Source organism: Kaistella flava (ex Peng et al. 2021) (assembly GCF_015191005.1).
Classification (GTDB): Bacteria; Bacteroidota; Bacteroidia; order Flavobacteriales; family Weeksellaceae; genus Kaistella; species Kaistella flava.
Window position 1 is genome coordinate 1,660,410 of sequence record NZ_CP040442.1, and the last position, 13,739, is coordinate 1,674,148.

At 34.8% G+C, this 13,739-nt stretch carries 11 protein-coding genes; 3 read left to right on the top strand and 8 right to left on the bottom strand.

What is annotated here, in order from left to right; all coding sequences use genetic code 11:
• Positions 1-879 precede the first annotated feature (879 nt).
• Positions 880-1,866, top strand: a complete 987-nt coding sequence (locus Q73A0000_RS07595; RefSeq protein WP_193813452.1) for an SDR family oxidoreductase — start codon at positions 880-882, stop codon at positions 1,864-1,866.
• 87 nt (positions 1,867-1,953) lie between these two features.
• Here the strand turns inward: Q73A0000_RS07595 and Q73A0000_RS07600 are convergent, their stop codons facing one another.
• Positions 1,954-2,787 (bottom strand): arsenite methyltransferase, encoded by an 834-nt coding sequence (locus Q73A0000_RS07600; RefSeq protein ID WP_193813453.1) that lies wholly within the window; start codon positions 2,785-2,787, stop codon positions 1,954-1,956.
• Positions 2,788-2,925: 138 nt separating this feature from the next.
• Complete coding sequence (locus tag Q73A0000_RS07605) at positions 2,926-3,255, bottom strand: ArsR/SmtB family transcription factor (protein WP_193813454.1); 330 nt, start codon at positions 3,253-3,255, stop codon at positions 2,926-2,928.
• A 175-nt stretch (positions 3,256-3,430) separates the two neighbouring features.
• Here Q73A0000_RS07605 and Q73A0000_RS07610 point away from each other — a divergent pair, with 175 nt between their 5' ends.
• Positions 3,431-3,799 carry a glyoxalase gene (locus tag Q73A0000_RS07610; protein WP_193813455.1) on the top strand — a complete coding sequence of 123 codons (369 nt, stop codon included), beginning with the start codon at positions 3,431-3,433 and terminating at the stop codon, positions 3,797-3,799.
• A 97-nt stretch (positions 3,800-3,896) separates the two neighbouring features.
• On the opposite strand, the gene Q73A0000_RS07615 is transcribed toward Q73A0000_RS07610, so the two are convergent.
• The 5 genes from Q73A0000_RS07615 to dgt all read right to left on the bottom strand — a co-directional run bounded on the left by Q73A0000_RS07615 (position 3,897) and on the right by dgt (position 9,121).
• Positions 3,897-4,592: a DedA family protein gene (locus Q73A0000_RS07615; RefSeq protein ID WP_193813456.1), complete on the bottom strand. Its 696-nt coding sequence runs from the start codon at positions 4,590-4,592 to the stop codon at positions 3,897-3,899.
• Positions 4,593-4,655: 63 nt separating this feature from the next.
• A complete protein-coding gene (gene prfB / locus Q73A0000_RS07620) occupies positions 4,656-5,768 on the bottom strand; it encodes a peptide chain release factor 2 (RefSeq protein WP_193813457.1) in 1,113 nt (370 codons plus the stop codon).
• 198 nt (positions 5,769-5,966) lie between these two features.
• Positions 5,967-6,641: a hypothetical protein gene (locus Q73A0000_RS07625; RefSeq protein ID WP_193813458.1), complete on the bottom strand. Its 675-nt coding sequence runs from the start codon at positions 6,639-6,641 to the stop codon at positions 5,967-5,969.
• 158 nt (positions 6,642-6,799) lie between these two features.
• Positions 6,800-7,696, bottom strand: a complete 897-nt coding sequence (locus Q73A0000_RS07630) for an SPFH domain-containing protein (RefSeq protein WP_193813459.1) — start codon at positions 7,694-7,696, stop codon at positions 6,800-6,802.
• 69 nt (positions 7,697-7,765) lie between these two features.
• The gene (gene dgt, locus Q73A0000_RS07635) at positions 7,766-9,121 is read right to left on the bottom strand and encodes a dGTP triphosphohydrolase (RefSeq protein WP_193813460.1); all 1,356 of its coding nucleotides are present in this window, start codon (positions 9,119-9,121) and stop codon (positions 7,766-7,768) included.
• 50 nt (positions 9,122-9,171) lie between these two features.
• Between dgt and Q73A0000_RS07640 the strand changes: the two genes are divergently transcribed.
• Positions 9,172-10,269 carry a hypothetical protein gene (locus Q73A0000_RS07640; protein WP_193813461.1) on the top strand — a complete coding sequence of 366 codons (1,098 nt, stop codon included), beginning with the start codon at positions 9,172-9,174 and terminating at the stop codon, positions 10,267-10,269.
• A 303-nt stretch (positions 10,270-10,572) separates the two neighbouring features.
• Here Q73A0000_RS07640 and gcvP read toward each other — a convergent pair whose 3' ends face one another.
• The gene (gene gcvP / locus Q73A0000_RS07645) at positions 10,573-13,431 is read right to left on the bottom strand and encodes an aminomethyl-transferring glycine dehydrogenase (RefSeq protein WP_193813462.1); all 2,859 of its coding nucleotides are present in this window, start codon (positions 13,429-13,431) and stop codon (positions 10,573-10,575) included.
• Between the last annotated feature and the right edge of the window lie 308 nt (positions 13,432-13,739).

Here is a 13,739-nt window from a genome sequence, read left to right on the forward strand (position 1 = left end):
AATTATAGTCGGCAAATATAATGATTTTCAATATAATTAAGGTTTATTTAACAATTGATTTTCAAAATTTCACAAACCAAGTGGTAGAAAGCTTTAACATAGCGATGAAAATTTAAACATGTTGATGCATAATCCCTACTATTTTTCGGGAAAAAACGTTATTAATGCAATCAGGAATTTTGAAATTTTGATAGAATTAAATTCTATTTTTCTTTAAATTTTTTAATTATTTTTAGTCAATAATCTCGGTTTTTATCACTGGAAAACCAAGCTGGAAGTCGACTGGCGATGCTTTTGTTCTTATTTTCTAAACCATTGCGACTGCGTATTTTGTAGGCGATAAAGTTTTAAATGATGCTGAGATGTTCAAGATTATACGCCCAAAGAAATCCGTACGTTGTTGGAATAACCTACCAAACCTTATATTGAAAGAACGGATCACAAGGACTGTTAAAATAAAGAACATGTGATTTTACCGCAACTCCGCGGCTATTAATAAAAACGGTTGATTTAGCAATATCATTAAAATGACTAACAAAACCACAATGAGTACACGCACACCGAATTTCATTATCGTCTTCTACTGAATATTGGTTGGCTTAGCTCAGTTGCGACGGCATTTTTCGCACATTTCGGACAATCACATCGATGTGATCTAGGAAATCTTCGTTTTGTAAAGTGCAGGCATTGGACATTATTCGACAATTTAAAATATAAATATGGAATTCAAATTTATAAAATTGCGAGATTATTAAAAAGATAAATGACACAATTGCTCTCATTATTCACTTCTAAAAATCATTTTAAATCGAATTAAAAATGAATTGCATAATAATTGATAGTATTCACCCATCAATCTAACATTTATAAAATACTATTATGGAAAATGAAAAAATAACATACGGAGACCTGCATGGCAAAACGGTAGTGATCACAGGAGGAACTAGTGGCGTCGGAAGAGCAGCCGCGGAAGCATTTGCTTTAGAAGGTTGTAATGTAGTGATTGCCGCCAGAGGTCAGGAAGGATTAGATGAAACCGTTGCTTTATGTCACGATTTAGAAGTAGTTGCCGTAGGCATTCAAACCGACGTTTCCGATGCGCAACAAGTTCAACGTCTGGCAGAACGTGCATTACAATTTAATGGCAGAATCGATATCTGGGTCAATAATGCCGGAGTAATGGCAAGCGGTAAATTTGAAGAAATCCCAATTGAAACGATGGATCAAGTGGTGAAAACTAATTTATTAGGTTTTTTACACGGAGCTCATGCAGTTCTGCCGATATTTAAAAAACAAAAAGAAGGAATTTTAATTAATAATGTTTCTATTGGTGGCTGGATGCCAGCTCCTTATTCTACCGCTTATTCAAGCACCAAGTTTGGAATACGAGGAATGGTAGAAGGTTTGCAAGGTGAAGTTTCCGATGAACCAAACATTCATATTGTTGGATTATATCCTGGAATTCAAAGATCGACCGGGAATATGCACTCCGCAAAATATTCAGGATTGGATTTCAAGATTCCACCGTTTTCAGTAGATCCACGTGAATTGGCATCTCAAATGGTTGAAGCTGCAAAAAATCCGAGAAAAAGTATTATCACCGACGGTTATGCACAAGTATCGAAAATACTCTATAGCTTATTTCCGCGAGCAATTATTAATACAGCTTCAGCAGCTTTAAGATTAGTGATGAAAGATGATGCTACAACCAATACTGATGGGAATGTAAATTATCAATCCAAAGATCCGATGAGGATTTATGGTGAACTGGCGATTCCTGTTCCATCGAAAAAAACGAAAACCGTTATGATGATGGCCGCTGGAATTTTAATTGGTTTCCTTTATATTAAATCAAAGAAAAAATAACTGTTCAACTTTATCTGAATAAAAAAGCAAGAAATCAATCTTGCTTTTTCTATTTTGTAAATGTAAGTTTAGGAATGTTTCAATTTCTTAACAACATGTTGGTCCGCAACATTCATCTAATTTTTCAGCGTAAACCGTAATACTGAAAATAATATTCTGGTTGGAATTATAGGTTTCGATTTCTTCTTCGTTCAGATAATTTTTCAAAATATCATTCGGAATAATGATTGGTTTTTCTTTTTGAATAGTGATGTTTTTAAAACCAGAATTTTTAATAATATCTAAATAATCGTCTTTCTGAATCGCACTTGCGACGCAACCTGCATACATTTCGGCAGCATTTTTAATTCTTTTCGGAAGATCGCCAGTCAATACAATATCTGAAATACTGAAATGTCCGCCGACTTTCAAAATTCGGTGAACTTCACTAAAAGCTTTTGGCTTATTAGGAACTAAATTCATCACACAATTACTCACCACAACATCTGCAATATTACTCATTGTCGGAATATTTTCAAGATCGCCTAATCTGAATTCAACATTATTGAAATTCAATTTATCAGCATTCGATCGGGCTTTATCAATCATTTCTGGTGTAAAATCGATTCCGATTACTTTTCCCGTTTCGCCTGTTTCATGTCTGGCTACGAAACAATCATTACCGGCACCACTTCCTAAATCCACAACTGTATTTCCCGGTTGAATTTTGGCAAATTCTGTTGGCAAACCACAACCCAATTTTAAATCAGCTTCGGCGTTATATCCTTCCAAATGATCGTATTCATCACTCATTACATTATAAACTTCAGTCGTGCAGCCGCCACTTCCACAGCAAGAAGATGCGTTGGTTTGCTGGTCTTGTAAAGCAATCTCACTGTATTTTTGCTTTACCATTTCTTTGATTTCTTCGTTGGTATTCATTGTGATTTAGTTAGGTGTTGGATGTTAGGTGTTAGATGTTGGATGTTGGATGTTGGATGTTGGACGTTGGAAGATAGATTTTAGATAAAAGACTGATAATCATTTGTTCCAAAAAAAAGATTAAATGCTTTTTGAATCTTAACAACACGTTATTCTTTCGGCGAGTTTAGTGGAGATTTCTTTAAAATAAAGATGCAGTTTTTCGATGATATTTTCATTAAGGCAATAGCAAACAGAATTTCCTTCTATTGTTCCTTTGATGATTCCAGCGTTTTTCATTTCCTTTAAATGTTGAGAAACGGTCGGTTGTGCGAGCGGAAGTTCGGAAACGATTTCTCCGCAAATGCATTCGTTTACTTTTAAAAGATGTTCGAGAATAGCAACTCTAGCTGGATGTGCCAAAGCTTTTGCAATCTTTGCTAATTCAATTTGTTCGTCTGAAAAGTGCTCGATTTTACTTGCTCCCATATCATTATTCTATATTGTAATATTACGATAAATGATTAAATTGAAGTAAAAATTTTGATAGAAATTTTAAATCATTTTTCAATTAATGATTTTATTTAAGCAATATTTAAATGAAAATAAACCCTATTTTTGTTGAAGATACTAGCATTAATTCAGAAAAATAAATAGAAATAGAATGACCAATAAATTAGATTTAAGACCCACTTTAGAAATAGAAATTTTAGAAACAAGTACCGCAATTGAACAATTTCAAAACCAAACTTTACGGCCCATTTTAAAATTACAGAACGATATTTACGCTTCCTTATTTGCAACTTATGCAATGCGCCAGAAAGCAGATTACGACTCTTTATCCGGTGCAAAAAAAAGAACATTTATCGAGCAAAGTTTACAAAAAGACAGCGTACTCAAAAATACCTTCATCGGAATAACAATCGGCATGTTTACCTTAGAAGAAATCGAGACTTATAGTATGGAAAGCAAAGAGTATAACAGAAGAATTATCACGATGCTGATTGAAAGATTAAAGAGCGAAACAAAGTAATCTCGGATACTTAATTCAAATTCAAGATTTTAAAAATTTCAAAATAAAAAAAACAGCATTCTTTCGAATGCTGTTCAATATTATAACAAGATGTTATTTATCCGTGAGTATCAATTTCGTCCTTAACTTCTTCTTTCTTTTTACCAAAGAAAAATTTCATAATAATTGGAACAGTAGTAATCAATACGATGATAATGATGATCATTTCTAAATGCGATTTCAAATCAATATCAAATTGATTCTTAAATAAAGCATCTAAATAATGTCCCGCAAAAATTAGCGAGAATGACCATAAAAAGGCACCGATAATATTATCAATTAAAAATCGGGTTTTATCCATTTTCACAATTCCTGCAACAATTGGAGTAAAGGTTCTTACAATCGGTAAGAATCTCGCCATAATTACAGCTAAAGCACCATGCTGCTCAAAGAAATCGTGTGCTTGAAAAAGATATTTCTTTTTGAAAAGGAAGGTATCTTCTTTTTTATAAAGAGAAGGACCCGCTTTTACACCAAACCAGTAACCGATTTCATTTCCGATCACCGCTGCAATTGCAACTGAGGTTGCTAAAATCGTAGTATCCAGAAAATCGCTTCCGGTAGAACCAAAAGTTTCTTTAATAATTTCAACTGCATAGATTCCTGACACAAACAGTAAACTGTCACCAGGAAGGAAAAATCCAACAAATAAACCTGTTTCCGCGAAGATAATAAATAAGATGAGCCAAAAACCACCCATCTTTATGTAAAACTCAGGATTCAAGAAATCCTTCCAACTTTCAAAATGCTCCATATTTGCAAAGATAATAAAAGACAGCGTCTATCAATATTAAGTATTTGTTAAAGTTTGCTAAATTTAAAGTAAAAAGTCGTCACCTTCAACAGCCGTTCCATCGGCCATTAAGAAGGCTTTTAGGAAAGGAGTTAAATCACCATTCATTACTCCATCAACATCTGAAGTTTCATGACCGGACCGAACATCTTTTATCAACTTATAAGGATGCATTACATAGTTCCTGATCTGGCTTCCCCACTCGATTTTCATCTTACCAGCTTCAATTTCTGTTCTGGCTTTCATGCGCTCTTCAAGTTCCATTTCATATAATCGGGAACGCAATAACTGCATTGCTTTTTCTTTATTTTGAAGTTGAGAACGGGATTCAGAATTTTCAATAATAATTCCGGTTGGTGCGTGACGCAATCGAACTGCAGTTTCTACCTTATTTACATTTTGTCCACCTGCTCCACTAGAACGCATCGTTTCAAAGGAAATATCTGCAGGATTGATATTGATTTCAATCGTATCATCGACCAAAGGATAAACATAAACCGACACAAAACTTGTATGGCGTTTGGCATTAGAATCGAACGGCGAAATTCTCACCAAACGGTGTACCCCATTTTCTCCGCGTAAATAACCGAAAGCAAATTCGCCATCAATTTCTAAAGTCACCGTTTTGATACCGGCAACCTCACCAGCTTGATAATTCAGTTCTCGGATTTTATAACCTTGATTTTCGGCCCACATCGTGTACATTCTCATCAACATCGAAGCCCAGTCGCACGATTCTGTTCCTCCAGCTCCAGCGGTAATTTGAAGCACCGCAGAAAGTTCATCACCTTCATTCGAAAGCATGTTTTTAAATTCCAGATCATCGATTTTTTGTACAAGTACCGGGAAGGCTTCATTAAGTTCTTTTTCAGAATCAGGATCTTCTTTGGCAAAATCCATTAAGACCTGAATATCTTCAAAACGAGCAAAAATCTCTTCATAATCATTCACCCATTTCTTCTTGGAACGAAGCTGCTTCATAAAAACTTCTGCTTCTTTCGGATGATCCCAAAATTCGGGCGACACCGTTTTTTCTTCGTCGTTTGAAATTTCAATTTTCTTTCGGTCGATTTGTAAGTGTTTGTACAATTCTCCAATTCTGGATTGAACGTCTTTTATTTGGTCGCTGTTAATCATAAGTGATGCAAAAATACTTAAAAATGTTTTAAAAAAATTAGAAAAGAAACCTATTTAAAAATAATAAAAAAGTCAAAAATCAACTTGATTTTAAGATTGTATTCAATCTCTATATAATAATTAATTTATTCCCCTACTTTAAAAAAACAGAAAAGCCCGAAAGTGATTCGGGCCTTTCCAGTTCGTATCGTAAATTAACTATTTGAATATATTTTTTTCAACTTCAATCGCTTTATTAACAGCTTCCTGAATTCTACCTTTTGCGTTGTCATAATTAGGTGGCGTATTCCACTTTCCTTTTATAACATCAACTTGTGAATTATCATTTGAAAAATAAAGAGAGTTGTCTTTCAAATTAATTACACGGTTAGAAATAGAAGCATATCCCGTTCTCCCGGTTTCAACCATACTGTAATAACTGATCATGACACCCCAATTTACATTAACAAAAACGACATCGTCAACACCATATTTCTCTTTCAGGTATCTCATATCATAATTGAAATATTTTTTAGATTCTTCTTTATCACCTTTAAATTTCTCAGCTGTTTTTGGATCAAACTTTTCATCAATAACAACTACTTCTTTTCCTCTTGCTTTTAGAGTTTCAGTATAAATATTAATCAACTCATTTTTAAAGCTAATCTCTTTCTTGGCAAGATCTAAAAGAGGTTGATACTTATCTCCAGAAGTTACAGCCAAATCTAATAATCCTTGAGAACCTTCTCTAAATTTTTGAGGATCATTTACATTTACAAAAATTCCCACTTTAGATGGTTTCTGAAAATACTCCGAATTCATCGGTACATTGGAGACACAAGAAACTACCATAAAGAACAGAGCGACAAGCCCAAGAAAGTTGATTTTTTTCATAATTTTTTTTTATAAAAGTATTCTTTTTTTTCAAAAAGAAAGTACTTTCGAGAAATAAATGAATTATAATTGAAAATTTTTCATTTTTAAAATAGTAACGACATAAAAAAAGCCAACTTCGTAAAGTTGGCTTTCGCATATTTTATATTCAATAAAACTTATTGTTTAATGTGCTCCATCTGTTGTGTTGCAGCCATAGAAACCATTAAGTCATTTAATAAAGTACTCGCAGAATTAGGAGAGTTTGGCAATAATACTAAACTGCTCTTATTCGTCGAACCAATTGCCTGAAGTGTATCGTAATGCTGAGTTACAACGATTAACGCGGAAGCTTCCTGTGCATTAATATTCGCTTCGTTCAACATTTTCACAGATTCTACCAAACCAGCGGCGATTTCTCTACGCTGATCGGCAATACCTTGACCTTGTAATTTTTTAGATTCTGCTTCCGCTTTTGCAACGGCAACAATTCTAATTTTTTGTGCTTCAGATTCGTATTCGGCAGCAGTTTTTTCACGCTCAGCAGCATTAATTCTGTTCATCGCATGTTTCACCTGCTCGTCTGGATCGATGTCAGTTACCAATGCTTTGATGATATCATAACCATAACTTTGCATTGCTTCCTGAAGTTCCCCTTTTACGGCAACTGCAACATCATCTTTTCTAACGAAAACATCATCCAGTTTCAACTTTGGAACTTCTGCTCTTACTACGTCAAAAACATAAGATGTAATTTGATTTTCTGGATTTTCTAAACGGTAGAAAGAATCGGCAACTTGAGATGCGATAACTTGATACTGCACAGAAACTTTCATTCTGATGAAAACGTTATCCAAAGTTTTCGTGTCGATAATAACATCTAATTGCTGAATTCTCAAGTTCATTCTTTTCGCAACCTGATCAAGGAATGGAATTTTTAAATGTAAACCCGATTGGCGTACAACGTGAAATTTCCCTAAACGCTCAACGATTGCAGCGGTTGCCTGTTTCACCGTAAAGAACGAGGCGAATAAAATAACAAGCAAGAAAAAGATAATAAATCCTAAATAAGTCATTGGAATTTTTTTAATGGTTTTAAATAAATCGTTTTGATTTTGGATAAAGATAATTAAAATTTAGTGAATTTACATCGTCATTCCGATATCAATTCCTTTAATTTTTCTATACAAATCAGTCGCAAAATTATCGGTCATTCCGGAAACAAAATCAATCACACCCAGAACTTTTTGGTAATCAGATCCATCTTCATACAGAAACTGTTTTGGTAAAAGTTTCAAGGCCATTTTATCGTAAGATTTTCGTTGATCTTTAGCAGTTAAAATCGGTGGAATAAAATGATTCAGTAATTCGTACATTACATTATATCCGGCATTTTCGATTTCGATCACATTTTTGTGATTGTAAATTTTATCGATGGAGAAATTTTCGATTTCCTGTAAAGAGGGATTATCGATTTTAAAAATATCAAGCAGCGCTTTATCTAATGTTCCATGTAATATATCCATGAAACGTTCCTGGTAAATTTGGATTGATTTATTAATTAAAGCATTGATTACTTTTGCTCTCAGATAAGAAATTCGCTCGTTAGCGTTGGTCAAGATTGCCAACTTATCTTCTACTCTTTTGGTATTTCCGTTTTCTGATTTAATCAATTCGAGGAACAAATTTTCACAATCCGAAGTAGAGACAATTCCCAATCGGTGCGCATCTTCCATATCGATGATGTTGTAGCAAATATCGTCTGCCGCTTCAACCAACCAAACAAAAGGATGTCTTTTGAAAATAGTCGGCTCTTCACTTTCCTGATGGAGATGAACCGATTTTGCAATATTTAAAAAGGTATCTTTTTCATTTTGAAAAAAGCCGAATTTCTTACGGTGGATAACTCCTTTTTTCTTTGCAATTGCTTCACACGGATATTTTGCAATACTCGCCAAAGTGGTATAAGTTAGTTGCGTTCCACCTTCATCTTTACCGGTTTGTTGGTGCGTTAAAACTCTGATTGCATTTGCATTTCCTTCGAAATTTACCAGATCTGCCCATTCTTTTTCGTTGAATTTCCCTTTTAAATCCTTTTCATTTTTTTCAAAATAACTGGCAATCGCATCTTCACCGGAATGTCCAAAAGCTGGATTTCCGACATCATGGCACAAACAAGCTGCAGCAATCACATTATGAAGATTATGCTGATAAAAATTCTGGGCATCTTCATCCAGATCACTTTTATAATTATTAAAGATGAAATCTCCAACGGCACTTCCTAAACTTCTTCCCACAGAAGAAACTTCGAGAGAATGCGTCAGTCTATTGTGCACAAACACACTTCCCGGAAGTGGAAAAACCTGGGTTTTATTCTGCAGTCTTCGGAACGAGGCAGAGAAAATAATACGGTCAAAATCTCTTTGAAAATCTGTTCTGGACGCGGGAATTGCAGGATGATTTCCGGTTCGCTGATGGGTAAATAGGCTGTTTAATATCATAATATTAACCCAAAAATAAGTCTTAAATTTAACTAATAAAAGTTTTTAATATGAAAGTTTATTTTTTACTCTTGCCTCTATTTATTTTGTCTTGTTCTAAAAATGCAGAAAATGGTGAAAAACCAAAACAAACTACTGAAGAACAATGCTTTATCCTGAACGAGGGAATTAATTACGAAGATGTTAAAAAACCAACTGCACCTCTTACTCATGAGGAAATTCTTAAAGATCTTCCCGCCCATATTCAGATGAAAAATCTCACTAATTTTCAAAAATTTAATTATGATTTAAAAACGACGGAAAAACTTCAGGCAAAGGAAAAGAAATATTTCGAGTCGCCAGAATATCAGAAAAAATTTGCAGAATGGATTACGGCTTTACCGGAATTTAATTATGTATCAATTCAAGATCATTACGCTTTGGCTAAAAATAAATATGGATTATGGATCATTGAAAAAAGCAACAATGATTTTAAACCTTACTTTTTAGGATTAACACAGAATGTTTATCTACCGGATTTTTATGGAAAAGATCAAAAGTTTTTACAGAACAATGCATTTGTAATGAATGGAACTTTGGTCAATATTCAAAGGTTATCGCGAGTTCCGATGCTGCCGAAATATGAAGTGATTAAAGATGGCGTTCAGTTTGTGATCAATTTAGATGACATTAAAAAAGACAGTGACAAAGATGGTTTCAATGATCTGTTTGAAAACTTCATTGGTCTGAATCCAAATTCTGCGGATACTGATGGCGATGGAATTGCAGATTTTCTTGATTCAAATCCGAAATATAAATCGGGTACTGATAAATTTACAGCGATGTATGAAACTTTGGTCGACCATCCGACTACTACTAAAAAATATTCTTTTGTAGAAATTCTAACCGATTGCGAATATTTTCAAGCGATGAATCCAAAAAACATAAAAGTTTTGGTTTATACCACTTCTGAGAAAGCACCGGTAAAAGATGATGTTCTTGATCATTTTTTTCCAGGAAAATACAGCAAAATGAAAACCTATAAAAATTACGATAACGTTTACTTTACCGATTTCTCTGATCCAACCGGCGATGGAACTATTTCAGCAGAATTCGTCAATGGTAAATGGAAATTTGATAAGAAATATACAGTGGAATTTGGGATGTGAGAGCGTGAATGAGCAATGAGTAATCGGTAATGAGCAATGTGGTGAATGAGTGAATTGTGAATAGTGAATTGTGAATATCGAATATCGAAGGTAAATATTAATATTTAGAACTCACCTATTTCATAGCGGAATCTTGCAGCCCGACTTGAACGGAGCTCTTTTTGTGGAACGAAGTGGAATAAAAAAGCGGGAGTGGAAGGCGGAAATGTCTGCCCAAATAAAAAATCATAATAAAGACTTTCATTTTTAAACAAAAAAATTCCTGAAGAAGACCTCCAGGAATTTTTTTTTATGATTTTTAAATTACATATAACTTTCAATCGGTGCGCAGGTACACACTAAATTTCTGTCGCCATACGCCTCGTCAACACGAGAAACGGAGGCGAAGAATTTGTGATCACGAACCCAATCCAAAGGATAAGCAGCTTTTTCGCGGCTGTATGGTCGATCCCAAGTGTCAGAAATCACGACTTGTTCTGTATGTGGCGCGTTTTTCAAAACGTTGTTCGCTGTATCATATTTACCGTCTGCGATCTCATCAATCTCTCTTTTGATAGAAATTAATGCTTCGGCGAAACGGTCTAATTCTGATTTACTTTCAGATTCAGTTGGCTCAATCATTAATGTTCCCGCAACTGGGAAACTTACTGTTGGAGCGTGGTAACCGTAATCCATCAAACGTTTTGCAACATCGGCAACTTCAATTCCAAGTGGTTTAAACTGACGGAAATCGATGATACATTCGTGAGCAACTCTTCCTTTTTTGTTGGAATAAAGAACCGGGAAATGCTCGCCTAAAACTTCTTTCAAATAGTTGGCATTAAGAATCGCATGACCTGTGGCTTTTTTCAAACCAAAAGTTCCCAACATTTTAATATAAGCATAAGAAATATTTAAGACCAAAGAAGAACCGTAAGGTGCTCCGGAAATGGCATCAATAGATTCTGTAGTTCCGATTTTAATATTTGGATTGCTTGGTAAGAATTTCACTAAATGTTCGGCAACGCAGATAGGGCCAACTCCAGGTCCACCACCACCGTGAGGAATCGCAAAGGTTTTGTGCAAGTTCAAGTGACAAACATCTGCACCAATATTTCCTGGCGAAGTGTAACCAACCTGTGCATTCATGTTTGCACCATCCATATAAATCTGTCCACCGTGGGAATGAATCAAATCTGTAATTTCAATAATATTATCATCAAAGAAACCATAAGTTGAAGGATAAGTAATCATCACCGCAGCAAGGTTGGCGCTGTGTTGTTCCGCTTTTGCTTTTAAATCTTCGAAATCGATTTCTCCACTTTCAAGATTTTTCACCACTACCACTTTCATTCCGGCAAGTACTGCAGAAGCAGGGTTCGTTCCGTGTGCAGATTGTGGAATTAGGGCAATATTTCTATGACCCTCGCCACGGGATTTGTGGTATTCGCGAATCACCATTAAACCGGCATATTCTCCTTGAGCTCCGGAATTTGGTTGCAAAGAAGTTCCGGCAAAACCTGTGATTTCCGCTAGATCTTTTTCTAATTCTTTAATTAAAATTTGATAACCTCCTGCTTGTTCAACCGGTACAAATGGATGAACACTTCCCCATTCTGCCCAAGATAATGGTAACATTTGAGTCGCAGCATTCAGCTTCATGGTACAAGAACCAAGAGAAATCATCGACTGCGTTAAAGAAAGATCTTTTCTTTCTAAACGCTTGATGTATCTCATCAATTCGGTTTCTGTATGGTATCTGTTGAAAACTTCTTCTTTAAGAATAGCATCTGTTCTCAAAAATTCCTGAGGAATTTGGACTTCTTCTTTAAAGGTTAATTTAAAACTTTGTTTGTCTAAAAAGCTTGCAAAAGCATCAAAAAGATATTGAACTTTGGCAGTGGTTGAAGATTCATTTAAAGAAATACTTACAATTCCCTCTGAGAAATAATTAAGATTGATTTTGCAATCACGCATTATTCTCACTAAACGACTTTTATCGTCTTCTTTAATTCTGAATTTTACGGTATCGAAAATTGGTTCTTCTACAACATCAAAGCCTAAACTTGCTAATCCGTTTTTCAGGGCGATTGCTTTGAAATGAATTTGGTCAGCGATGAAATTCAAACCTTTTGGTCCATGGTAGACGGCGTACATTCCCGCCATTACTGCCAATAGAACTTGTGCTGTACAAATATTAGAAGTTGCTTTTTCTCTTTTGATATGTTGCTCTCTGGTTTGAAGCGCCATTCTCAAGGCTCTCTTTCCGTAAGCATCCTGAGAAACTCCGATAATTCTACCGGGAAGATCTCTTTTATATTCGTCTTTACAAGCAAAGAAGGCTGCGTGTGGACCACCGTAACCCATCGGAATTCCGAATCGTTGTGTAGTTCCAACAGCGCAATCTGCGCCCATGTCTGCAGGTGATTTTAATTTCACCAAAGACATCGGATCACAAGCAACAACTACCTGCAATTCAAATTCTTTATAATGTTGAATGATTTCAGAATAGTCGATAATCATTCCATTTTTACCTGGATATTGTAAAATAACTCCAAAATAAGAATCATCTAATTGATGCGTTTTATGATCTCCTACGATCACATCGATTCCCAAACCTTCTGCTTTTGTTTTCAAAACAGCCAATGTTTGTGGGAATACTAGATCTGAAACGAAGAATTTCTGAGCACCCGATTTTTTCTGAGTTTTTGTTCTGCTCTCAAAGAACATGTGCATTGCTTCTGCCGCGGCGGTAGATTCATCTAAAAGTGAAGCATTCGCTAATTTAAAACCTGTTAAATCACAAACAACAGTTTGAAAATTTAATAATGCTTCTAAACGTCCTTGAGCAATTTCTGCCTGGTAAGGCGTGTAAGCAGTGTACCAAGATGGATTTTCCAAAATGTTACGTTGGATTACACTTGGCAAAACAGTGTTGTGATATCCGAAACCGATATAGTTATCGAACATCAGATTTTTCGCAGCTAATTCTTTGGAATGTGCTAACATTTCTTGCTCTGAAAGTGGCTCTGAAATGTCGAGGTCTTTCTGTAATCGAATCGAATCCGGAATGGTTTGACCAATTAATTCTTCAATACTTGCAACGCCTACTTTCTCTAACATCGCTTGTGTATCGGCTTCATTCAAGGAAATGTGTCGATTGACAAATTGTGTGGTATTCATATATTTTTACTAGATTTTATCTGAAATAAAGGTTCGTAAAAATACAAATTTTTGCGCATTACCACAATTGATAAATCTCATTTAATTTATGATGCCAGACCACTTTACTAATCAACAAAGTATAGAACGTAGGAATTTAATAGTTTGAAAATATTTGTAATATTATAAAAAGGCGCTTTAAAAATGGATTCCAGAAATCGAAATTCACGAACTTAAAATTAGATAAAACGGCATCAATAAAGGGCCGTAATTCCAATCTTATTTTTTTTAATACAAATACATTATAATTAACATTTCTTATTTTGATT